Genomic DNA, 21,333 nt, shown 5'->3' with positions numbered 1-21,333 from the left:
AACTGAAATCACATCAATCATGTTATTTATGAAACATTATTACTACCTTAGAAATATCATGGTTTATCTTATATCAATAAATTAAGGATATATGACACACCATTAAAGATGGATGCTTCATATTTTTAAGTAATAACTCAAATTTTTTTATAAAAAACCAAGCTGTCACTCTCTCTATACAATAATGATTGTTGATTTTAGTTCTCATCTAATAATGATTTATTTCGAGTGTAATAATATTAATTGCTTTAAAAAATAGTCAAATTTAAACAAAATCTTGATTTAGCATTTGCACATAAGGAAAAGATAAAGTTAAATATAAGGACTCTTTGTTTATTTATAGATTGGCATTATTTAATCGTAACGATAAAAAGTGCCCAACACATTAACCTTTTAATAGGAATCGTTATGTCAGAGCTGACTAAAACCCTTCTAAATATCCGTAGCCTTCGTGCATTTTCTCGTGAGCTGACTCTAGAACAATTGGAAGAAGCTCTAGATAAACTCACTACTGTCGTAGATGAGCGTCGTGAAGCAGAAGAAGCAGAACGCGCAGCACAAGCAGAGCAAGAAGCTAAGCTTGCAGAGATTGCTGAGAAAATCGCTCAAGACGGTATTGACGTAGAAGCACTTATTACTGCGCTATCTGGCGAAACTAAGACGAAAGGCAAAGCGAAGCGCGCACCTCGCCCTGCTAAATACAAATACACAGATTCAAACGGTAATGAGAAAACTTGGACTGGCCAAGGTCGTACACCTTCGGCGATTCAAGAGCAACTTGATGCAGGTAAATCTCTGGATGAGTTCCTAATCTAGATCCATGCTATTTTTAAAAGGCTCCCATAGGGAGCCTTTTTTATTTAAACCATTACAAAAAAAAAGGCACATTTCTTAATGTGCCTTTTACTTTAGTTACAGAATAGTTAATTAAACCGCTTCGTATTAACGTTCCCAGTATGCTTCTTCTAGGCTATCTTCTCGCTCAGGAAGTCCGCGCGACAATCGTGGTGAATGTTGCACGAGAACTTCGTAGCTAGCACGGTTTGCGTATTTGCAGACTTGAGAAAAAGAAGAGTAAGTTAAATACTCGTTACTGTGCTTGCTTGAATTAGGCACATTTTCTTTATGGTATTTATTTGCTGCCATATCATGAAGAACAGCAGATAACGCAGCATCACCTGCGCCATTTGTATTCTTAATTTTTTCTGGGCCACCCATATATGGCGAGATATGCGAGTACACTTTTATTGGCGTCTCGCATGAGTCTTTTTTCGCCGGACGACTGAATTCATAACGATTAAATTCAGCAATTGACCCTGGAAGTAATGGCAAAGAAGTTTCGCGCTTCGCGCTATCTTCCGTATACCCAGCCATAAATAGACCTACAGGACCAGCCGTGCACAATACTAGATCAGCCCACTCCAATGTTTTATCAGACGCAGCAAGTGGATCAGATTCCCCCGTCAGAGCTTCTGCTTCATCTTCATTCATCGCAACGACTGAAACGTTATCTCGAATGAATTCTTGCCAATATTTAGGGTCATCTTGAATAACAAACTTTGTGCCTAAAGTCAGAACAACAGGCACATCATTCTTTTTCGCGTACTCAATCGCTTTCATTGTTGCTTCCGGCATTGGGTCGCCGTCTTTGCAACGTACTAGATATGACGTCAGTACAAGTGCTGATGCATTTTTAAAGATTTTCTCTGGAATGCTATCAGGATGGAGTTGGTTCATTTGCCCTTCGCTGATAGCAAAAGTACGTTCACCGTCTTCTGTGATAAGAGCAAAACAACGGCCAATTGCACCATCTACACCTTGTAGGTAGTTCAAGTCCATGCGGCTTGATGTATTACAAAGATAACGGTAACCATAGCTGCCAATCTTAATATCCTGGCTCATCACTCCAAGTAGTGTGGAGCGGTCATCCGCTAGCACGGAGTAGTTATGTAGCGTGTTACCAATTGTACCGCCCGCATACTCATTGGTAATCAAGTTCTCTTCTTTCAGTTGCTGGTATAACTCTTCTGCTCTTTCGTCATCGATAACCAGAGAGTGACCTTTACTCAGACCGTACTTTTCAATCACATCCGTTGTAACTTTTGCTTCAATATCAACCAAGGTTTGGTCAATACCAATGATGTGAGTGCGCGTCATCTTCTTGCTTTCTTGTGCTTGGCTCACCAGCGGGTCACGAGCATGAACAGGAAAATAGTGCTTCGATTTGCGTTGTCCAGGAAATTTCATATTGTCAGTCTGAGTAAGGGGATGAAAAGGAGAGCGGATTCTATACCGCTAATAATAAAGCAGCAATAAAAGCGATTATAGCAAACGTTTGCTGACTACTTTTTTCTTTTAGGTGGCTTATTCACCTTCCATAAAGCTGAGATCTGGTAGTTGCTCAAGGTGCTCGCTATAACGCTTTAGGTTGAACTCACCTTCATTCTTCATTACATCAAAAATCTCAATTGACATCGCACATGCCATCATCGCAACCGCATCTTCACGTGGTGTGCCAGTCATCATTAAACGCATAAGGGTTTCTTTTACTTTAAGCGGGTTGCCATCTTCGAGCTGATTTTCAACAATTTCAATCAACTCACTTTCTTGCATAAATTGGTTTTCTTCTGTCATTTGATGTTTCCTCTTGGATTTTGGCCAACTATGCCATATATACCTCTTCTATACTTGCGAAATTACTCGTTCGAATCTTTGTTGAAGAAAAATTCAGCGAAATGAATTGTGATTTCGATCTCGGATCTGTCACCGGTCTGTGGATTCTGATAGAATCTGCATCCCGTTTATTTAAGTGGTGTTTAGTAATGTCTGATAACAGCCAAAAGAAAGTCATCGTCGGTATGTCCGGCGGCGTTGATTCATCTGTTTCCGCGTATCTTCTAAAACAGCAAGGCTACCAAGTAGAAGGCCTTTTCATGAAGAACTGGGAAGAAGATGACAACGAAGAATATTGTACAGCGGCAGAAGATCTTGCTGACGCTCAGGCAGTATGTGACAAGCTAGGCATCCACCTACACACTATCAACTTTGCTGCCGAATACTGGGATAACGTATTTGAGTACTTCCTTGCTGAATACAAAGCGGGCCGTACTCCGAACCCTGACATTCTTTGTAACAAAGAAATCAAGTTCAAAGCATTCCTAGAATTCGCTGATGAAGTACTTGATGCTGATTACATTGCAATGGGCCACTATGTGCGTCGCTCTTTCCCAGAAAACGGTGAAAAACCACAGATGCTACGTGGTCTAGATGGCAACAAAGATCAAAGCTACTTCCTGTACACATTAAGCAACGAGCAAATCGCACGTAGCCTATTCCCTGTTGGTGACCTAGAGAAGCCAGAAGTACGCCGCATTGCGGAAGAGCAAGATCTAATCACGGCGAAGAAGAAAGACTCAACTGGTATTTGTTTCATCGGTGAACGTAAGTTTACGGAATTCCTGGGTCGCTACCTTCCAGCTCAGCCTGGTAATATCGAGACTCCAGAAGGCGAAGTGATTGGTCAACACCAAGGCCTGATGTACCACACACTTGGTCAGCGTAAAGGTCTACACATTGGTGGCCGTAAAGGCGGCGGTGGTAACGAGGACCCATGGTTCGTTGGTGAGAAAGATCTAGAACGTAACGTTTTGATTGCTGTTCAAGGTAAAGACCATCCAATGTTGAAATCAGAAGGTCTACTTGCATCACAACTTCATTGGGTAGATCGTGAGCCAATTCGCGATGTTATGAAGTGCACAGTGAAAACTCGTTACCGTCAGGAAGATATTCCTTGTACAATCATCCCTATCGATGATGAAAACATTAAAGTTATCTTTGACGAGCCACAAATTGCTGTAACTCCAGGTCAATCAGCAGTGTTCTACAAAGGTGACGTGTGCCTAGGTGGCGGCATCATCGAGCAACGCATTAAATATTCTCAAGCTTAGGAGTCGTTACGTGGCGAATACACTTTATGACCGTACTATCGCTTTCGCTGGGATTTGCCAAGCTGTTGCTTTAGTTCAACAGGTAGCGAGAAACGGACATTGTGATCAAGATGCTTTTGAAACATCAATCAACGCTATTTTGAGCACGAACCCTGCTAACACAGTTGGCGTATTCGGTCGCGAAGCCGATCTAAAGCTCGGCCTAGAATGCTTGGTTAAAGGGATTGATAGCACACCATCAGGCAGTGAAATTACTCGTTACATTATTAGTTTAATGGCGTTAGAACGTAAGTTAAGCTCTCGTAACGATGCTATGTCTCAGCTTGGTGATCGTATTCAAATGGCCAAGCGTCAGTCAGAGCACTTTGAGCTACTAGACGATCAAATGATCAGCAATTTAGCGAGCATCTATCTGGATGTCGTTAGCCCTATTGGCCCACGCATTCAAGTAACGGGCACGCCATCTGTACTGCAGCAGACGGCAAGCCAACACAAAGTTCGTGCGCTGTTGTTATCTGGCATTCGTAGTGCAGTTCTTTGGCGTCAAGTTGGTGGTAAGCGTCGCCACCTAATCTTCGGGCGCAAGAAGATGGTAGAGCAAGCACAAATCCTTCTTGCTCGTCTGTAGTAAAATATCAAATAAGCAGCTCGCGTTTATCGCGAGCTCATTTTTTTCGACTAAAACAAATCTCGCGCAAACGTTTGCGCAATATTCGTGACAATTGCCACAGTTATTGGTATAAAGCTCACGAAATTTAGAAACCCAATTCAGGAGAACATCATGGAACTGTCAGCATTGACTGCTGTTTCACCAGTAGACGGCCGTTACGGAAGCAAGACAATTGCGTTACGCGAAATTTTCAGTGAATACGGTCTACTAAAGTACCGTACTATCGTTGAAATCCGCTGGCTACAAAAGCTTGCTGCTACTGCTGAAATTGCAGAAGTGCCAGCGTTTAGCGCAGAAGCAAACCAATTCCTAGACGACCTTGCTGCAAACTTCTCTGAAGAAGATGCACGCCGTATCAAAGAGATCGAGCGTACAACTAACCACGACGTAAAAGCGGTTGAGTACTTCCTAAAAGAGAAAGTAGCAGACGTTCCTGAACTGCACGCAGTAAACGAGTTCTTCCACTTCGCATGTACTTCTGAAGACATCAACAACACATCACACGCTCTAATGCTTAAAGAAGCGCGTGAGAACGTGATTCTTCCAGAAATCCGTAACCTAATCGACGCTATCAAAGCACTAGCAGTGGAATACCGCGACATTCCTCTTCTATCTCGTACACACGGTCAGCCTGCTTCTCCATCTACTATGGGTAAAGAAATGGCAAACGTGGCGTACCGTATGGAGCGTCAATTCAAGCAAATCGAAAACGTTGAGATCCTAGCGAAAATCAACGGTGCAGTAGGTAACTACAACGCACACCTTTCTGCTTACCCAGAACTAGATTGGCACAAGTTCTCTGAAGAGTTCATCACAGAGTCTCTAGGCGTAACTTGGAACCCTTACACAACTCAAATCGAACCGCACGATTACATCGCTGAGCTGTTCGACGCTATCGCTCGTTTCAACACTATCCTGATTGACTTCGACCGTGACGTTTGGGGTTACATTGCACTAGGCCACTTCAAGCAAAAAACTATTGCTGGTGAGATTGGTTCTTCAACAATGCCTCACAAAGTTAACCCAATCGACTTTGAAAACTCAGAAGGCAACCTAGGTCTTGCGAACGCTGTATTCGGCCACCTAGCACAGAAACTGCCTATCTCTCGTTGGCAACGTGACCTAACTGACTCAACGGTTCTACGTAACCTTGGTGTTGGTGTTGGCTACGCTATCATCGCTTACACTTCTACGCTTAAAGGCATCAGCAAGCTAGAAGTAAACCGTGAAGCGCTTCTTGCTGAACTAGACAAGAACTGGGAAGTACTAGCTGAGCCAGTACAAACAGTTATGCGTCGTTACGGCATCGAGAAGCCATACGAGAAGCTGAAAGAGCTAACTCGTGGTAAGCGTGTAGACGGCGAAGCAATGCGTAACTTCATCGACGGTCTTGAGCTTCCTGAGCACGAGAAAGCACGTCTGAAAGAGATGACACCAGCGAACTATATCGGTCAAGCAATCGAGCTGACAGATAAGCTGTAATACTCCTGTAACGACCAGATACTTAAAAGGTTGACGCGAAAGCGTCAACCTTTTTTAGTTAGGAGAGTTAGGTCGGGAGAAAATAATTTTAGTTATATGGAATGGATTATTAATTGAAGATCAGCCCCATTTGTTATGGCTGCTTTTGGAAGAACAAGGTTATTGTTCCTACTTCCACACCAAACTTTTTTATTTTCGTTAGATTGAAAACGTTTCTGTCATCCTGACGATAAAGCCAATCATCAAAAGCAACTGTCACTGATGAATCCTCCATTTGTAGCTCAAAGTCATATTGCCACTGTAGCGCATTGCCCTGCTCTTCCCCTGTTGCTACATCTATAATATCGTCTGCCTTACCTTCATAACGACCGTCTTCTAATCTAGTGATAACCCAAATTCGCTGGTCCACCTCTCCGTCATCAAACACGAAGTCTTCCACCAGCGTCAGCGTATCACCCGCTACAGTACCCACTATATCGACCTCAAAGCGACGCGTTTGCTGTCCGGTATAATCTTGCACCATCCCCCACGCCTTTATGTCGCCTTCGAAATAACCGAATACGTCAAAAGTCGGTGTAGAAGAGCGGTAATTATCAATGTCTGCGGAACATGCCGAAAGAAAAACAGCTGCCACTAAAGTCGCTGCTTTAAAAATTCGTTTAAACACTATCTAACCTGCCCTATCAATTGTTTTCGGAGTTTCGGAAATTCTGTGTTGGGTGATAACCATATAGCCAAAAATGCATCGTTCATTCGTTCGTCTTCAATGATGCCAACGTTCTTTACTTGCACGTCCCCAACCTGCTTATAAAAAAGCTGACCAGATTTTCCATCTGTTAGATAAGTAAGCTCGTCACCTTTTTGAATATCAGGAAACATACGATCGAGCTCGCTGATCCAAGCTTTTCGATATGAGTCCGTAAAACCCAATTTCGCCCACTGCTCATCCGTCACATCAAGCAGCTGTTGCTTACTGATGTCTCTCTTGTAATTAATTTCCAACGCAAGGGGATGTGGCGATACGTCATCGCTTACGATGAACTTTCCATCAGGCGCTTTTAATCTTGAGTGATAAATATCGAAGATGAACCAAGTAAGATGGGCTTCACCAACAGTTTTCCATCCCTTCCAATTCGCAATGTTGCTAGCAGCTTCGCTGTTTCCAACAGGTTGAGCTTGCAGAGCAAAAGAGCCAGTTACTATTACCAACGCAAGCAGCCTAGTCAGTCTCTGAGTTAAGTCTCTCTTCAAGCTTTTCATTTCCGTACACCTTGAGTATCAAGAGCATCATGACGCACCATTCGACAAACAACATTGCCAGTGTAGCGCCAGTGCTAAATCCAAATTCAACGGCTTGGAGCTTATAGCCAGCAAAGTAGCTCGCTGTTCCTCCGAGTCCGCCTACTATTGATACGTAGGTTTTTGGGAAACGGTACAAAATTGACTTGAGTTGATAGGCATACCAGGCGAACAGAATCCAAAGGCACAAAAGCCAAAGGGGTAACCATTGAGTGGCAAACATGAAAATTGAAAATTGCTGATTTAATGTATCAAGCACGAGACCAATCGTGGCGATAACACCAATACTTTTGAGCGAAGATGCGTCAGTTTTCAAACAATATAGTAGGGTTGCCAAAGTAAGGAATAACGTCACCCATTGCCATTGATAGGTTCCAAGCACCGCTGCAAACCAGCAGAGTTGGAACCATGTCGAAGCAAGAAACACCTTCATAACGAACTACGGGCGTTGAAACGTCATGTGAACGGCACTGATCGTGCGAGCCAAAAAGCCACCTTCACAGTAGCTCAAATAGTAGCGCCACATACGCACAAAGCGGTCGTCGTAGCCAAACGAGCGCACTTCATTCTCTGCTCGATTAAAACGTAAGTGCCATTCGTTCAGCGTCTTGGCGTAGTCCAAACCAATATCGAACAAGTCTCGCGTCACTAAGTCACTGTACTTTGTTGTTGCTTGGGTTAGTGAGGTTACCGACGGTAAAAAACCACCCGGGAAAATGTACTTTTGGATAAAGTCGACGTTGTTACTGTAGTAATCGTAACGCTGATCGGCAATCGTAATCGCTTGAATCGCCATCAAGCCACCAGTCTTCAATAAAGACTCACAGACCTTAATGTACGAAGGCAGGAATTGTTTGCCCACAGCTTCAATCATTTCAATAGAAACGAGCTTGTCATAAGTGCCGGTTAAGTTACGGTAATCTTCTTTGAGTAGTGTGATTTTATCTTCTAAGCCACGCTCTTTGATTTTTTGCTCCGCGTACGCGTGTTGCTCTTCAGATATCGTTGTTGTGGTGACCTGACAGCCGTATTGTTCGGCCATGTAAATCGCCATAGCGCCCCACCCAGTGCCAATTTCAACAACATGATCAGTGGGCTTCAGCTCAAGTTGCTGACATAGACGATCCATTTTGTTGATTTGAGCCTGCTCTAGAGAGTCGTCCGCATGATTGTAAAGCGCCGACGAGTACAGCATATTGGTGTCAAGGAACGCTTCGTATAGGTTGTTACCCAAGTCGTAATGCGCATGGATATTTTTACGTGAGTTCTCTTCAGAGTTTCTGTTTGACCAATGACTGAACTTGTACAGTATTTTAGTCAACCAACTGCCTTGCTCTTCGAGTTTATCTAGAGCACGCATGTTAAGGGCCATCAGTTTCATTAATGAGGTTAAATCGGGGCTATCCCACCACCCATCCATATAAGCCTCACCAGCAGCAATACTGCCGCCCTGCAAGATCCGTGAATAAAAGCCTGGATGTTTTACCTCTATAGTAGCGACAACAGGTTGACCACTGTACTCCCCATTTGGCGCACTAAAACGCTCGCTTCGCTCTGTCGTTTCCGTCTTAAAACTTTCAATAACTGTTAAGCAGCCGATTTCCATTTTTTGCAGACATTGAAAAATAACTCCGCGAGCCGCTTTTTGCGTTGTCGTCAATTTACGCGGCAATGTCATAGAACTAGTATTTAACATGCAGAATTCTCCTTGTGCTTTTTATTTTTTTTGTCTGTTTTTTCAATATCGGCTTCTATTTCTTCATGCGTTGAATATTTAGGATGAGAATAAAAAGGTGCGCCTTTCACCCAAAGTTTTAATGCGTGCCAATAAATACCAACCATTACTTTTACCGTTTGTATTGGTGTAACGATCAAACACCTCAATAAGGTTTTGCTTGAAAGTGGCTTAGCTTTCATAACCATGGTGGCATCAAAGTGTTTCTCTCCTTTGTGACATTCAAGATGAATATTCAACTTGTCTGTCAAAGGCTTAATTCTCCAGCGGTAGAGTTGGTCAATCGGGTTGAATGGTGAAACATGGAATGCTTTATCTTGTTCCCAACCAAACTTTTCTTCTTTATCTGCTGACACCACGTAGTAATGTCGTTCATTCCAAGGAGTGTTACTCACCTCTGCGAGGAGATACTTCCATTCTCCTTCCGTGTTATAAACGTAGTAGAAATTAACGGGACTGAAATAAAGTCCTAGATAACGCAAGTGACAGACTGCGATTACCTTGCCGGTACAGCGAACACCTGTCAGTTCTTCAATTTTGCTGTGCACTGCCGCCTTGACGCTACCTTCACCAATGTAATCACTGCGCTTGAAGCGAGCCCAATGCCACCAACGCGAACCAAAACCCCATACTTTTTTCTCTAAAGCATCGAGCTCGTCTACATCGATGGCGGGCATAAATAAAGAGTAGTTCAACTCATGATTCACAGGCGTGAATCGACGGTGACGAACGTTGCCTATAAACAATCGGCTGTTCATTTGGCTATCCATATCACGCTGCGCCTTTTTCGAAAGGAACCACATTTTGTTCGCGGTACTTTTCTTCTAGTTCTTTCACAACATCAAGCGCGCTACGCACGCCATCTTCATGAAAACCGTTGTACCAATAAGCGCCGCAGAACCAGGTACTTTGTTTGCCCTGTATCTCATCTTTGCGCTGCTGCGCTGCAATAGACTCAGTGGTGAATACTGGATGATGATAAGTGAACGAACGCAAGACTTTATTTGAGTTAATTTGCTCAGTACTGTTCAACGTTACACAAAACGTGTGTTCTGATTGAATATGCTGAAGAATGTTCATGTTATAAGTGAGCGAAGGGAGGCGTTGCTGTTCCTCTTCACTGCCTTCCAATAGGTAGTTCCATGATGCCCATGCTGCCTTACGTTTTGGTAATACGGCAGAGTCGGTATGAAGAACAACTTCATTTGCTTGGTATGTCATATCCCCCAAGATTTCCTGCTCAATTGGGCTGATATCCTCTAGCATTCTCATTGCTTGATCACTGTGACAAGCAAAGATAACGTCATCAAACCAATGCGTTTCTCCGCGAACTTGAACGCCAACCCCTTTTTCGTTGCGAACCACTTTTTCGACAGGACTATTAAGACGAATATTCTCGGCAAAGCCTTTGGTCAATGGTGGAATGTATGAACGTGAACCACCTTTAATCACATACCATTGCGGTCGGTTAGTCACATCTAGCAGACCGTGGTTGAGGAAGAAACGTAAGAAGAACATAAGAGGGAATGCGCGCATGTCAGCTAAAGTCGACGACCAAATCGCAGCACCCATCGGTAAAATGTAGTTATCGGTAAAGAAAGCACTGAATTTGTGTTCGTCAAGGAACTCACCTAACGTCTGAGAGTGCGAGGATTGCTCGCTAGCGAAGCGCTTGGCAAGTTTATTGAAACGAAGTATCTCGAAGATAAATCGATAAAATTTGGGGTTTGCCCAGTTGCGTTTTTGAGCAAACAATGTCGACACTGTGTGGCCGTTGTACTCTAGTCCGTTCCCATCGTTTCTGACACTGAAGCTCATTTGAGTAGGCAGACCTTCAACGCCAATCTCGCTCATCATTTTAATGAAATTAGGGTACGTACGGTCGTTATAGACGATGAACCCAGTATCTATCGCGTATTCTTTACCATCAAGGCTCACATCAACGGTTGCAGTATGGCCACCGATGTAATCGTTCGCTTCAAACAGCGTTACATCATGTTCTTTATGCAAGTAATAACCACAAGTAAGGCCAGAGATTCCCGTTCCCACAATCGCTATCTTCTTTCTTCCTGCTGTTTTCATTTTTATTCCTTCTTATGATACGAGTTTAGCAGTTAGGCGAGCTTGCCAACTGTATGGAAGTAACGAGATAAAACGTAAAATACTGGTAAATCTCGCCGGGAAATAGATATAGGTCTTGTTGGCGGCTAACTGCTTCCTGATAGAGTCCGACGCTTGCTGAGTAGAAATGATCATTGGCATTTCGAAGTCGTTTTTGTCAGTCAACGGCGTTTCAACAAAACCAGGAAACACCGTTACCACTTTGATCCCTTTCTTTTTCAAGTCGACGGCGAGCGTGCGTGCAAAATAACTGACTGCCGCTTTGGATGCGCCGTAAGCTTCTGCACGAGGCAGTGCCACTTCTGATGCGATAGAGCCAACAATAACAATGCGGTGCCCTCTCTCTAAATGCACTTGGCAGCCTTCAACGCAGTTGGCAACACCGACAACATTTACGTTCATCACACGCGCCATGAGTTTCGCGTCGACCACTCCCTCATCCATGTACTCACAATCGCCTGCGTTAAAAACCCATGTATTTGGCGTAAAGGGCAAATTAGAGAGCGCCTGCTGAGTTTCCTCATAATTTGTCACATCAAACTGCAATGTATGAATTTTGGAGGAAACTGCCTCCAGTTCTGCAAGAACATCTTGATTCCGACCACAAGCAATCACATTCCATTCTGAGTTCGCGTAATCTAGGGCAAGCTGTCTTCCTATTCCGGAGGTGGCGCCTGTGATTAAGATGGTGTTGTTCATTGTCCTAACCTCTGCTTGATGGTTTTAACGACTGAACCAAGTAACGGTAAATGCTCATAGAGCATCTCTCCGAGATCAAAATAGTCTCGGTGATAAATGACCTGACCTTCGCTAAATTTGAGGTGCGAAACACCATTGACGAGAATAGGCGCACCCTTCTGAAGTTTGGGATGCTGAAGGTCCATTGTCCAAGTTAGGAAGCCTGTATCTCCGACTTGTTGATGCTCATGGATTACAAAATCACAACTGATGACGTTGGCATATAATGAGGTGAAATAATCCGAAAGTGCTGGCCATCCTTCTAAACGATGCGCTGCGTCCTCAAATACTACATCTTGGTGATATATATCCTTAAGTAGATGTAAGTTCGCTTTGTTGAGCTTTTGATAGATATTGCCAACAGACTGTATGTCCATTTTTTTACTCCTACACGCCCATTAAGTTGTACAAAATTATTATATGTACAAGATAGTTCATTCCACCAAAGTTGTACAAAAATAATTTTGTATAACTTTATTTCTGTAAGTAGTACGTGATGAAGTTCGCACGCGATCAATCGGCGAAAAAAAAGGCTTGGTCAAAACCAAGCCTTTTCAGCAAATTAACAATTATTTAAGTAGACACAGTTAGTATTGCTGGCCTCGCAACGCTGCAATACGTTTATCTAGCGGAGGGTGGCTCATTAGTAGCTCAGTCAGCGACTGCTTGCCATTGATACCAAACGCCATCATGGTGCCATCCAGTTGAGATTCATGACTCACCTTCAAACGCTCTAGAGCCGCAATCATTTTTTCTTTGCCAACGAGGCGCGCAGCACCTGCGTCCGCGTGGAATTCGCGATGACGGCTGTACCACATAGTCAAGAAGCTAGCTAGGAAACCAAATACCAGTTCAAGCACCATGGATACGCCAAAGTAAACCATCATGTTTGTACCTTGGCCTTCTTCATCATCGTTCGATGCCACGATATTGGCAATAAAGCGTGATAGGAAGATAACAAACGTGTTCACGACACCTTGCATCAACGTCATCGTGACCATATCACCATTTGCAATATGGCTCACTTCGTGTGCAAGTACTGCCTCTGCCTCATCACGAGTCATATTGTGTAAAAGACCGGTAGAAACTGCGACAAGAGAGTCATCTCGTTTTGCACCTGTCGCAAATGCATTGATGTCTGGTGAATCATAAATAGCCACCGTTGGCATACCAATACCCACTTGTTGAGCTTGACGACCCACAGTTTCGACTAACCAATGCTCCGTTTCGTTGCGCGGGCTTTCAATGACCATACCACCAACCGAGCGTAGCGCCATACCCTTTGACATCATCAACGAAATAAATGCGCCACCAAAACCAAATACAGCAGCCATTACAAGTAAACCTGACAGACTGCCTGGTTGCATTCCAGTTACAGCGTAAACAATATTCAGAACAACACTAAGCACTAGCACGACAGCTAGGTTAGTTGCTAGGAATAACATAATTCGCTTCATTACTTTTCTCCGAGGAAGCTTATCGTTTTTTTAAAACGGATTGTTATAAGGAACAAATGGTAATCGCTATAAAAGCCAATTCCGTTGATTTTCATGTTCCGTGCGTTATAGATATAGTCTATCCGCGATAAAAACAAGGTTAAGCAATAAATTGCAACATTTGTTTTCGGGACTGAAATATTTGATTCAAGCGATTTCAAAACATGCTTTGGTAGGAGCTGGAACCTCCGCTCATATACATTTATCAAAATGATGAAATAAGCTCTGAGCTACCCATCATGTATTGATAGATGATCTTGGTGTTAAATCTATCACCTCTTAGCAACTTAGCTAGAAATTTTTTAATAGACCAAAAACAGTACGTTAGCTCTGCTATAGACTTTGGTCTTATTGTGCGGCCACATGGACATGCTAAATTCGAATGAGATGAACAAAACAGAGTCACTCTAAGTACATTGCAAAAAGTGCATTGGGTGAGCTCAAAAACTCCATGTATTGAGGGAAAAACCATGGTAGAAACTAACGACTATCAAATGGCTATTGATTTACTACGTTGTCACCTAGGCATCTCAGAGGACGAGGCAAAGCAACAACTTGGTATTTCAACCGATCATCATATGTCTCAGCGTGTTGCAGAAACACAACAAGCATTGATGGGGCTCAGCCAAGATAAGTAATCTGACTTTTTAGGTTACACCAACAAGAAAGGGCTGCATTGCGCAGCCCTTTGGGTTTTTTAGTCTTTTATCCTAAACACCATTAGTCAGTGTTTAGCAACGGCTCTACATTAATGTACTTGCCTAGCTCTTTGCGTTTAGCACTTGGAATATATGGAATTTCCCCAAGCTTAGGTGCATCGATACGTGCTTCTAGCATCTCGATAATGTCAGCGTAGTGCTCTGTGCCTGGGTTGACGCGGTTTGCCACCCAGCCAACAAGATTCAAACCATCCGCTTTAATACTCTCCGCTGTGAGTAAAGCGTGGCTCAAACAGCCTAATTTAATGCCAACCACCAGTACAACAGGTAACTGCTCTTCTTTTACCCATGTAGATAAACAGTCCGTATCGGATACTGGCACACGCCAGCCTCCAGCACCTTCAACGAGAACAACATCGGCTTGCTGCTTATGTTGAGCCAGTTTTTGACTCAGAACATCGTAACTTATTTCGACATGTTCATGCTTCGCTGCAATGTGGGGAGAAGCAGGCAACTCTAAAGCGTATGGGTTCACATCATCATAGGCCACATCGAGTGTTGCGGCGTCTTGTAAGTGTAAAGCATCAGAGTTACGCCATCCCGCTTCAGTCTTGTCACTCCCTGCTGCCACTGGCTTATAACCAATAGTGTTTAGTCCTTTTGCTGCGATCGCTTGCAAAATGGCTTTAGACGCTACCGTCTTTCCAACATCAGTATCCGTACCAGCAATAAAAAAAGCATCAATCATAGATGTATTACTCCAAAACAAACCTGATAACTTGCAGGTAGAAGACCTTGATCGTTTTTAAACGCTTGGTACGCATGCTCAACTTTTAACAAAGTCTCGCGACTAGTTAAACCGTGTGAGCGCCCGCTTACGTGATTTGCACCTATACCTTTGAGGTCACGCATAACTGAAAATGCAGAGTCGTACCAAACTGTGATGGTGGTCAAGTCTAGTTGATGGCTGTCACATCGAGATTGCGCTAACGCAATTTTTACCTGATTGAGCGTTAGAAAGTTATTGACGTGTTGATATGCATCAATTTTTTCCCATGATGCACGCAGCTCATACAGTGATCCATCAACCAGTGTAGAGAACCACGCTTTCCCACCATTTTTTAGCACGCGGCGCACTTCTTTTAGTGGGTAACTTAAATCTGTACACCATTGCAGCGCTAAACTTGAAAACACGTAATCGAAGCTATCATCGTCAAATGGTAAGTTTTCAGCATCAGCAACTTGGTAGTGCATTCGTACTGCACCACAACGCTGCTCTGATTTATCTAACATGGCTTGAGAGATATCGCCGCAGACTACTTCCGCACCGCGTTGTTGAAGTAGTTGGGAGAAATAACCCGTGCCACAACCTAAATCCAATACACGTTTTCCCGTCAAGTTTTCAGGAAGTTTATCAAGCAGCTGATGCCCGACATCACGTTGAAAAGCCGCATGTTTATCGTATGTTTCTGCTGCTTTACCAAACGAAGAGGCAATCGCGTCTTTATCTTGATGGAAACTCTCTAACGCGAGCGTTTGCGCTAATGCGGTAGTTGCATTATCCATTACAGCGCTCCTAATGCTTGCTTCAATGCGATTGAAAGCGTTTTAACTTGTTCATTAGTGTGATTGGCAGTGAGTGTGATTCGAAGACGAGACGTTCCTTTAGGCACCGTCGGAGGGCGAATAGCAGTCACCCAAATACCGTTTTGGCGACAAGCACCTGCTACTCGCAAAGCCAATTCAGATTCACCAATCACAAACGGCTTAATCGAAGTCTGAGTCTCAACAAAGCCCTCCAGATCGCTGAGGCAGTCTCGATACACTTCACTAAGCTCTGAAAGCTTTTCACGTCGCCAAGACTGTTCTTGAACCATAGAAACCGCATGCGTCAGCGCATAGGCTTGTGCCGGAGGCATCGCTGTGGAATACACATGGTGACGAGCAAACTGAGTCAAAAAATCTCCCGTTGCGTGGTCACATAAAATAGCCGCGCCAGACATACCAAACGCTTTGCCGAAAGTAACGATCAGTATCTCAGGTTTAACCTTTGCCAACTCGCAAGAACCACCACCGGATTGACCGAGAACACCAATTCCATGAGCGTCATCGACAGCAAACCATGCATTGTGGCTATCAACGACAGCAGCGATATCAGCGAGTGGTGCACAGTCACCGTCCATGCTGAATACCCCTTCAGTCACAACTAGATGGTTGCCTTCGCTATTAATCAGCGACTTCAGGTGCTCGATGTCATTGTGCTTGAAACGCTTCATCTTAGCTGGTGACAACATCCCCGCTTCCATCAGTGAAGCATGATTCAAACGATCTTGGATCAATACGTCTGTTTTTTCTAACAAGGTGAACAACAAGGCTTGATTAGCACTGAATCCAGAACCAAACAGAATTGCTCTGTCGTAGCTCAACCATTCAGTTAGTGCGGCTTCTAAATTGCTGTGTGCTGCACTAAAGCCAGTCACCATTGGTGATGCCCCACTGCCACTGCCGTATACGCTTAAACCTTGCTGCCAAGCCCGAACAAGCGCTTGGTCATTGGCCAAGCCCAAATAATCATTACTTGAGAAATTAATGTAGCGTCTGCCTTCGTGTTCCAAAACGGACTGGTTACCGGCAAACACCACATTCATAGAACGATTCAACCCTTGCGTTTTACGCTCAGCAAGGGCGGACTCGATACGAGATTTAAACGCTGGCATCGTAGAAAAGGTCGTCTTTTGTTGGACGAGCAGCAACGCGCTCTACGACGCGATCGAGTAACTCGTTTTCTTCGATTTCATCAGGTTTTTGAGACACCTCTTGGCTGTTAATACCGAGCTTGTTGAACAGCATCATGTCTTTGTCTTCAGAAGGGTTTGGCGTGGTCAGAAGTTTGCAGCCATAGAAAACGGAGTTTGCACCCGCCATAAAACACAGCGCTTGCATTTGTTCGTTCATGTTTTCACGGCCGGCGGATAAACGAACGGCTGATTGAGGCATCATGATTCGTGCAATCGCAATCAGGCGAATGAAATCGAAAGGCTCAACATCATCCACTTCTTCCAGTGGTGTCCCCTTTACCTTCACGAGCATGTTGATTGGAACGCTTTCAGGGTGTACCGGCAAGTTAGCCAATTCAACCAACAAACCTGCTCGGTCGTTAGCACTTTCACCCATGCCGATGATGCCACCGGAACAGATCTTCATGCCAGCATCACGTACGTGAGATAAAGTATCTAAACGGTCTTGGTAAGTACGTGTGGTAATAATGTTGCCGTAGAACTCAGGTGAGGTATCTAGGTTGTGGTTGTAGTAATCCAGACCTGCGGTTGCCAATTGCTTTGCTTGATCTGGTGTCAACATACCTAATGTCATACACGTTTCTAAACCCATGTCCTTCACGCCTTTGATCATGTCGGTCAAATGCGGCATGTCACGCTCTTTTGGATTTTTCCATGCTGCGCCCATACAGAATCGAGTAGAACCAGCATTTTTGGCTTTTTGCGCAGCATCGAGTACGCGTTCTACTTCCATCAGACGCTCTTTCTCGATGTCTGTGGTGTAACGAGCACTCTGAGGACAGTACTTACAATCTTCTGGACAAGCACCTGTCTTAATCGACAGAAGCGTGCTTACTTGAACATGGTTGGTTTGTTGATATTGACGATGTACAAGCTGCGCTTCGAATAGGAGATCCATGAATGGTTTTTCCATGAGGTCGCGCACTTCAGCATGCGTCCAGTTATGACGAACTTCCACGTGTATTCCTTTAGTCACTTTTGTTGTTGTGTTGACAGTCTACTGAGTCTCGATAAACTGTCAACACAACACAAAAGAACAAAGTTTACACCTGTTTATTTTTTAATCTAAATTATTATTGGAATCGCACATGGATCTCGCCTTCGACCGCCAGCATATCTGGCATCCTTACACTTCGACATTGACACCTCTGACCTGCTACCCAGTGGCATCGGCAAATGGTGTTCACATTAAACTGGAAGATGATACTGAGCTTGTAGATGGCATGTCTTCTTGGTGGTCGACGATCCACGGCTACAACCATCCGCACTTAAATCAAGCCGCGCACAAGCAAATCGATAAGGTCTCTCACGTGATGTTTGGCGGGATCACCCACCAGCCAGCAATCAGTTTGTGTAAGAAGTTGCTATCCCTAGTCCCAAGTAATCTTGAACATGTATTCCTTGCCGATTCAGGCTCCGTTGCCGTAGAAGTCAGCTTAAAAATGGCGCTGCAATATTGGCATGCAAAAGGCGAACGCCGACCGAAGTTTCTTACTTTGCGACACGGTTATCACGGCGATACGTTTGCGGCGATGTCGGTTACCGATCCTGACAACTCAATGCACTCTCTTTACAAAGGCTTTTTACCTGAGCATATCTTTGCGGAGTCACCAACTTGTGGTTATTGGGATGAATGGAAGCCAGAAGACCTTACCGACTTCGAGCACAAGATCGAGACGCACCATCAAGAACTTGCTGCGGTGATCCTTGAGCCTATCGTTCAAGGCGCAGGTGGCATGCGTATCTACCATCCAGAATTTCTCAAAGGCGTGCGTAGACTTTGCGACAAATATGGCTTGTTATTGATTGCTGATGAGATCGCTACTGGTTTTGGACGCACAGGCAAATTGTTTGCCTGCGAACATGCAGATATTCAACCAGACATTCTGTGCGTTGGGAAAGCACTCACTGGCGGCTACATGACCCTCTCTGCGACCCTCGCGAGCAAACACGTAGCAGACACTGTTTGTGGTGGTGATGCTGGTTGTTTTATGCACGGTCCAACCTTTATGGGGAATCCACTCGCTTGTGCTGTAGCTACTGCAAGTTTGGAATTGATCGAGCAAGGTGATTGGAAGCAACAAACCCAACAAATTGAAACGCTGTTTTCTGAGTTACTACCAAAACTTGAAGAATACGAGTTGGTGAAGAACACCCGTTGGTTAGGTGCCATTGGCGTAGTGGAGACGCATCGCCCTGTGAATATGGAAACCATCCAAGCCTTGTTTGTTGAACACGGAGTGTGGATTCGTCCATTTGGCAAACTGATTTATATGATGCCGCCGTTCATCAGCAAGCCGGAAGATATTGAGAAGCTAGTTAACGCGATTGATGCGGCGTTGCAACGTAGAGACTGCTTCGCTTCATAGTTCAATTCAATACGAAAACGGTTTGAGTATGAGACTCAAACCGTCTCGTTATTTATTAGAGCAGTAAAGCTATCGAAGTTGACTGTCTTTACTCGCTCGTCGATTGAACAATGCTTGGCGTTGAGATACCAATTCGATTGTTGACTGACATTCGATACACAGACGAACGCCTTTCATAGCAAGACGACGAGCTTCCGGAATCTCATCACCACACTCAGCGCAGTAATGGACGCTCTCACCCTTTGTGATACTGCCACGAACACGAGAAATCTCGTCGTCTATTGTGTTTTGAATTTGTTGGCTGACACTATCGTCGTTTGCCCACCCTACGGCCATAAGCCCTCCTCGTTACTTGAATGAGAAAATCTACTTACCGTGGTAAGGTGGACGATTATATCGATTACAAATAACAAGATAATTAGGGTAAATTCGAAAACACTATTACGCTTTGGTAATAATTACTCTGCAATCGATTATTCAACACTCTCATGGAAAAGCAATGCAAGGTTACTCATACTCCCTTCCTCACATTCAAAGTACTGCGTTTGCTCAGGCTCTCTCAAAGTAACACTGAGTATCTTCTCTACCTCACCAAACTCCTCGCTAAAGTACTCACTGACTAATATGACGCGCTCACCAATACTAAATTCCAGTGACTTCTCATCTACCAACGCTCGATGATACTGGTCTAATTTAAAGTCCTTTATAACTAAGGTTCTTTCAATACTGCTCCCCCCTAAATTAAGCTCCGACAGTAGAACCTGACTGTTTATATTTTCTATTGATATTTCTAGACGGTTAGGATGTGAAACATCACACTTAAATAGCGCAGTATTAGTGTGGCTGGAAGCACAAGCAGATGAACTAAAAATAAGTCCAAGCAAAGAAATGTTACGCAGCATTTTTAATCGAAGCATATTTTTTGTAAGCCTTTTCTAATTTGACGTCGTATTGATTTTTCTGATACTCAGAACCATTGTAACCACGAGCAAAGGCAGCCCAATTTTTATCTCTTATATGTTCACCTAAGCCAGACTTTTGGATAAACGTAACAAAAGCCTCAAGTTGTTTCTTCTCCGACTCGAATACAGCTTTAACAAAGGATTCAGCGGTAACATGACCAGCTAACTTGAAATTAAAGCCCATAATTTGGAAACGTCCCCAAGATGCGGAGCGGATTGCTGCATTTGAATTCAGTTCAATCGCTTTATTTAAACGTACGTATTCTGAGACACCACCAACGTACAGACTTCGATTCCAATGCCGACTTGAAATACTCGGATGACTGTTATCGTAGGCTCTTGAAGTGAGTCTCGAAAATATATGAGCCTCAAACAAAATCTTTGGCTTACCATTGCTAAAGTAGGCTTCTCCTCGGCTCTCAACTTCAGCTACAGCTTTAATAGCAGCGACTTCGCATCCAAGAGTTTCAGCTACTTTGCTATAATCCAAGTCCGTCAACGCATCTCTTGAGCCAACCAAGGGTAACGTATATGCCACCGCAGTCTCAGGTGTTCGTTTTAAATACTCATTTAGCTTACGATGGCTTTTTCCATTCACATCTATCCTTCCATCTGGACGAGCCATCCCAACAAGGTTTTTCTGAAAAGCTTTAATTGCGGCGACAGTCTTGGAGTTTTCCGGTCTAGAGCCTAGTTTCCCATCCACTTTAAGCTCCTTTACTCCCTTTAAAGAACCAAGCAATTGGTTAATAGACCTTTGTACCGTACGAATATCAACATCCACATTTTTACCACCCAAGCCAACAGAGCCGCTTATTCTTATTGAAGCCATGAAAGTACCTCCTTTTTAAATTTTGGAGGAGATTGTCATGCCCAATAAAGCTTAGAAAAATATCATTAAGAATTGTTTTCAATAATTTAGGTCAACTATGCAATACCTCATCCAATATTTACATAACAACGTATTTTCACTCGACGCAGATAGTAAATTACCACCTTCTAAAGAAGGTGGCTTTGTGTGAGCCCCCTAAAAGGGGGCCTTTGTTTAGTCCAGCGC

General features: G+C 43.8%; 24 protein-coding genes. 6 read left to right on the top strand and 18 right to left on the bottom strand.

Annotated elements, in window-relative coordinates:
• Window positions 1-408 precede the first annotated feature (408 nt).
• Complete coding sequence (locus R7O03_RS17900; protein WP_005378185.1) at window positions 409-816, top strand: H-NS family nucleoid-associated regulatory protein; 408 nt, start codon at window positions 409-411, stop codon at window positions 814-816.
• Between the two features lie 126 nt (window positions 817-942).
• On the opposite strand, the gene R7O03_RS17895 is transcribed toward R7O03_RS17900, so the two are convergent.
• The gene (locus R7O03_RS17895) at window positions 943-2,247 is read right to left on the bottom strand and encodes an inosine/guanosine kinase (protein WP_005378187.1); all 1,305 of its coding nucleotides are present in this window, start codon (window positions 2,245-2,247) and stop codon (window positions 943-945) included.
• 117 nt (window positions 2,248-2,364) lie between these two features.
• Window positions 2,365-2,634, bottom strand: coding sequence for a hypothetical protein (locus tag R7O03_RS17890; RefSeq protein WP_005378190.1), 270 nt, complete (start codon window positions 2,632-2,634; stop codon window positions 2,365-2,367).
• Window positions 2,635-2,822: 188 nt separating this feature from the next.
• Between R7O03_RS17890 and mnmA the strand changes: the two genes are divergently transcribed.
• From mnmA to purB, 3 genes are all read left to right on the top strand, one after another.
• Window positions 2,823-3,947 carry a tRNA 2-thiouridine(34) synthase MnmA gene (gene mnmA, locus R7O03_RS17885; protein WP_005378192.1) on the top strand — a complete coding sequence of 375 codons (1,125 nt, stop codon included), beginning with the start codon at window positions 2,823-2,825 and terminating at the stop codon, window positions 3,945-3,947.
• Between the two features lie 10 nt (window positions 3,948-3,957).
• Window positions 3,958-4,575 carry a high frequency lysogenization protein HflD gene (gene hflD, locus R7O03_RS17880; protein ID WP_005378194.1) on the top strand — a complete coding sequence of 206 codons (618 nt, stop codon included), beginning with the start codon at window positions 3,958-3,960 and terminating at the stop codon, window positions 4,573-4,575.
• Between the two features lie 153 nt (window positions 4,576-4,728).
• Window positions 4,729-6,099, top strand: a complete 1,371-nt coding sequence (gene purB, locus R7O03_RS17875) for an adenylosuccinate lyase (protein ID WP_005378198.1) — start codon at window positions 4,729-4,731, stop codon at window positions 6,097-6,099.
• A 133-nt stretch (window positions 6,100-6,232) separates the two neighbouring features.
• Here the strand turns inward: purB and R7O03_RS17870 are convergent, their stop codons facing one another.
• The 9 genes from R7O03_RS17870 to htpX all read right to left on the bottom strand — a co-directional run bounded on the left by R7O03_RS17870 (window position 6,233) and on the right by htpX (window position 13,449).
• Window positions 6,233-6,766 carry a DUF3833 domain-containing protein gene (locus tag R7O03_RS17870; RefSeq protein ID WP_318131918.1) on the bottom strand — a complete coding sequence of 178 codons (534 nt, stop codon included), beginning with the start codon at window positions 6,764-6,766 and terminating at the stop codon, window positions 6,233-6,235.
• Complete coding sequence (locus R7O03_RS17865; protein ID WP_318131917.1) at window positions 6,766-7,359, bottom strand: chalcone isomerase family protein; 594 nt, start codon at window positions 7,357-7,359, stop codon at window positions 6,766-6,768. Before R7O03_RS17865 ends, R7O03_RS17870 begins: the two co-directional genes overlap by 1 nt.
• Window positions 7,319-7,831, bottom strand: a complete 513-nt coding sequence (locus R7O03_RS17860; RefSeq protein ID WP_042522066.1) for a DUF2878 domain-containing protein — start codon at window positions 7,829-7,831, stop codon at window positions 7,319-7,321. The genes R7O03_RS17865 and R7O03_RS17860 overlap by 41 nt, the downstream gene beginning before the upstream one ends.
• 6 nt (window positions 7,832-7,837) lie before the next feature.
• Window positions 7,838-9,094 (bottom strand): SAM-dependent methyltransferase, encoded by a 1,257-nt coding sequence (locus tag R7O03_RS17855; RefSeq protein WP_042522068.1) that lies wholly within the window; start codon window positions 9,092-9,094, stop codon window positions 7,838-7,840.
• Complete coding sequence (locus tag R7O03_RS17850) at window positions 9,088-9,903, bottom strand: DUF1365 domain-containing protein (RefSeq protein ID WP_213891610.1); 816 nt, start codon at window positions 9,901-9,903, stop codon at window positions 9,088-9,090. The genes R7O03_RS17855 and R7O03_RS17850 overlap by 7 nt, the downstream gene beginning before the upstream one ends.
• Window position 9,904: 1 nt before the next feature.
• Window positions 9,905-11,215, bottom strand: coding sequence for an NAD(P)/FAD-dependent oxidoreductase (locus R7O03_RS17845; protein WP_005388084.1), 1,311 nt, complete (start codon window positions 11,213-11,215; stop codon window positions 9,905-9,907).
• Window positions 11,216-11,227: 12 nt separating this feature from the next.
• Window positions 11,228-11,953, bottom strand: a complete 726-nt coding sequence (locus R7O03_RS17840) for an SDR family oxidoreductase (protein WP_047100788.1) — start codon at window positions 11,951-11,953, stop codon at window positions 11,228-11,230.
• Window positions 11,950-12,369 carry a nuclear transport factor 2 family protein gene (locus tag R7O03_RS17835; protein WP_005378211.1) on the bottom strand — a complete coding sequence of 140 codons (420 nt, stop codon included), beginning with the start codon at window positions 12,367-12,369 and terminating at the stop codon, window positions 11,950-11,952. The genes R7O03_RS17840 and R7O03_RS17835 overlap by 4 nt, the downstream gene beginning before the upstream one ends.
• Before the next feature lie 210 nt (window positions 12,370-12,579).
• On the bottom strand, window positions 12,580-13,449 hold the full coding sequence (htpX, locus tag R7O03_RS17830; RefSeq protein ID WP_005388085.1) for a protease HtpX: 870 nt from the start codon (window positions 13,447-13,449) through the stop codon (window positions 12,580-12,582).
• Between the two features lie 509 nt (window positions 13,450-13,958).
• Between htpX and R7O03_RS17825 the strand changes: the two genes are divergently transcribed.
• On the top strand, window positions 13,959-14,126 hold the full coding sequence (locus tag R7O03_RS17825; protein ID WP_005378215.1) for a hypothetical protein: 168 nt from the start codon (window positions 13,959-13,961) through the stop codon (window positions 14,124-14,126).
• An 82-nt stretch (window positions 14,127-14,208) separates the two neighbouring features.
• Here the strand turns inward: R7O03_RS17825 and bioD are convergent, their stop codons facing one another.
• From bioD to bioB, 4 genes are read right to left on the bottom strand one after another with little or no spacing between them, the layout of a single operon-like run.
• Entirely contained in the window at window positions 14,209-14,895 is a 687-nt protein-coding gene (bioD, locus tag R7O03_RS17820; RefSeq protein WP_005378217.1) for a dethiobiotin synthase, read from the bottom strand.
• Window positions 14,892-15,713 (bottom strand): malonyl-ACP O-methyltransferase BioC, encoded by an 822-nt coding sequence (gene bioC, locus R7O03_RS17815; RefSeq protein ID WP_213969482.1) that lies wholly within the window; start codon window positions 15,711-15,713, stop codon window positions 14,892-14,894. The genes bioD and bioC overlap by 4 nt, the downstream gene beginning before the upstream one ends.
• On the bottom strand, window positions 15,713-16,864 hold the full coding sequence (gene bioF / locus R7O03_RS17810; RefSeq protein ID WP_318131916.1) for an 8-amino-7-oxononanoate synthase: 1,152 nt from the start codon (window positions 16,862-16,864) through the stop codon (window positions 15,713-15,715). The genes bioC and bioF overlap by 1 nt, the downstream gene beginning before the upstream one ends.
• Window positions 16,851-17,903 (bottom strand): biotin synthase BioB, encoded by a 1,053-nt coding sequence (gene bioB / locus R7O03_RS17805; RefSeq protein ID WP_086369529.1) that lies wholly within the window; start codon window positions 17,901-17,903, stop codon window positions 16,851-16,853. The genes bioF and bioB overlap by 14 nt, the downstream gene beginning before the upstream one ends.
• Window positions 17,904-18,033: 130 nt before the next feature.
• Here bioB and bioA point away from each other — a divergent pair, with 130 nt between their 5' ends.
• On the top strand, window positions 18,034-19,314 hold the full coding sequence (gene bioA / locus R7O03_RS17800) for an adenosylmethionine--8-amino-7-oxononanoate transaminase (RefSeq protein WP_318131915.1): 1,281 nt from the start codon (window positions 18,034-18,036) through the stop codon (window positions 19,312-19,314).
• A 69-nt stretch (window positions 19,315-19,383) separates the two neighbouring features.
• On the opposite strand, the gene R7O03_RS17795 is transcribed toward bioA, so the two are convergent.
• The 3 genes from R7O03_RS17795 to R7O03_RS17785 form a co-directional block, all read right to left on the bottom strand.
• Window positions 19,384-19,650 carry a DksA/TraR family C4-type zinc finger protein gene (locus R7O03_RS17795; RefSeq protein ID WP_318131914.1) on the bottom strand — a complete coding sequence of 89 codons (267 nt, stop codon included), beginning with the start codon at window positions 19,648-19,650 and terminating at the stop codon, window positions 19,384-19,386.
• A 137-nt stretch (window positions 19,651-19,787) separates the two neighbouring features.
• Window positions 19,788-20,216, bottom strand: coding sequence for a hypothetical protein (locus R7O03_RS17790; protein ID WP_053349537.1), 429 nt, complete (start codon window positions 20,214-20,216; stop codon window positions 19,788-19,790).
• Window positions 20,206-21,108 carry an N-acetylmuramidase domain-containing protein gene (locus R7O03_RS17785; RefSeq protein ID WP_213970492.1) on the bottom strand — a complete coding sequence of 301 codons (903 nt, stop codon included), beginning with the start codon at window positions 21,106-21,108 and terminating at the stop codon, window positions 20,206-20,208. Before R7O03_RS17785 ends, R7O03_RS17790 begins: the two co-directional genes overlap by 11 nt.
• Window positions 21,109-21,333 lie beyond the last annotated feature (225 nt).

The organism is Vibrio sp. Vb2960 (genome assembly GCF_033337665.1).
GTDB classification, from domain to species: domain Bacteria; phylum Pseudomonadota; class Gammaproteobacteria; order Enterobacterales; family Vibrionaceae; genus Vibrio; species Vibrio alginolyticus.
Note: the sequence above shows the minus strand (reverse complement) of the source record. Positions and strands in the feature narration are given on the sequence as shown.

Bases quoted from the DNA above. Each gene is read 5' to 3' on its own strand.
- R7O03_RS17795 (WP_318131914.1), bottom strand. From the start codon at position 19,650: ATGGCCGTAGGGTGGGCAAACGACGATAGTGTCAGCCAACAAATTCAA.
- bioF (WP_318131916.1), bottom strand. From the start codon at position 16,864: ATGCCAGCGTTTAAATCTCGTATCGAGTCCGCCCTTGCTGAGCGTAAA.
- R7O03_RS17790 (WP_053349537.1), bottom strand. From the start codon at position 20,216: ATGCTGCGTAACATTTCTTTGCTTGGACTTATTTTTAGTTCATCTGCT.
- R7O03_RS17855 (WP_042522068.1), bottom strand. From the start codon at position 9,094: ATGTTAAATACTAGTTCTATGACATTGCCGCGTAAATTGACGACAACG.
- R7O03_RS17840 (WP_047100788.1), bottom strand. From the start codon at position 11,953: ATGAACAACACCATCTTAATCACAGGCGCCACCTCCGGAATAGGAAGA.
- R7O03_RS17785 (WP_213970492.1), bottom strand. From the start codon at position 21,108: ATGGCTTCAATAAGAATAAGCGGCTCTGTTGGCTTGGGTGGTAAAAAT.
- R7O03_RS17835 (WP_005378211.1), bottom strand. From the start codon at position 12,369: ATGGACATACAGTCTGTTGGCAATATCTATCAAAAGCTCAACAAAGCG.
- purB (WP_005378198.1), top strand. From the start codon at position 4,729: ATGGAACTGTCAGCATTGACTGCTGTTTCACCAGTAGACGGCCGTTAC.
- bioD (WP_005378217.1), bottom strand. From the start codon at position 14,895: ATGATTGATGCTTTTTTTATTGCTGGTACGGATACTGATGTTGGAAAG.
- htpX (WP_005388085.1), bottom strand. From the start codon at position 13,449: ATGAAGCGAATTATGTTATTCCTAGCAACTAACCTAGCTGTCGTGCTA.
- R7O03_RS17845 (WP_005388084.1), bottom strand. From the start codon at position 11,215: ATGAAAACAGCAGGAAGAAAGAAGATAGCGATTGTGGGAACGGGAATC.
- mnmA (WP_005378192.1), top strand. From the start codon at position 2,823: ATGTCTGATAACAGCCAAAAGAAAGTCATCGTCGGTATGTCCGGCGGC.
- bioC (WP_213969482.1), bottom strand. From the start codon at position 15,713: ATGGATAATGCAACTACCGCATTAGCGCAAACGCTCGCGTTAGAGAGT.
- bioA (WP_318131915.1), top strand. From the start codon at position 18,034: ATGGATCTCGCCTTCGACCGCCAGCATATCTGGCATCCTTACACTTCG.
- R7O03_RS17890 (WP_005378190.1), bottom strand. From the start codon at position 2,634: ATGACAGAAGAAAACCAATTTATGCAAGAAAGTGAGTTGATTGAAATT.
- R7O03_RS17865 (WP_318131917.1), bottom strand. From the start codon at position 7,359: ATGAAAAGCTTGAAGAGAGACTTAACTCAGAGACTGACTAGGCTGCTT.
- R7O03_RS17850 (WP_213891610.1), bottom strand. From the start codon at position 9,903: ATGGATAGCCAAATGAACAGCCGATTGTTTATAGGCAACGTTCGTCAC.
- R7O03_RS17860 (WP_042522066.1), bottom strand. From the start codon at position 7,831: ATGAAGGTGTTTCTTGCTTCGACATGGTTCCAACTCTGCTGGTTTGCA.
- R7O03_RS17825 (WP_005378215.1), top strand. From the start codon at position 13,959: ATGGTAGAAACTAACGACTATCAAATGGCTATTGATTTACTACGTTGT.
- R7O03_RS17895 (WP_005378187.1), bottom strand. From the start codon at position 2,247: ATGAAATTTCCTGGACAACGCAAATCGAAGCACTATTTTCCTGTTCAT.
- R7O03_RS17900 (WP_005378185.1), top strand. From the start codon at position 409: ATGTCAGAGCTGACTAAAACCCTTCTAAATATCCGTAGCCTTCGTGCA.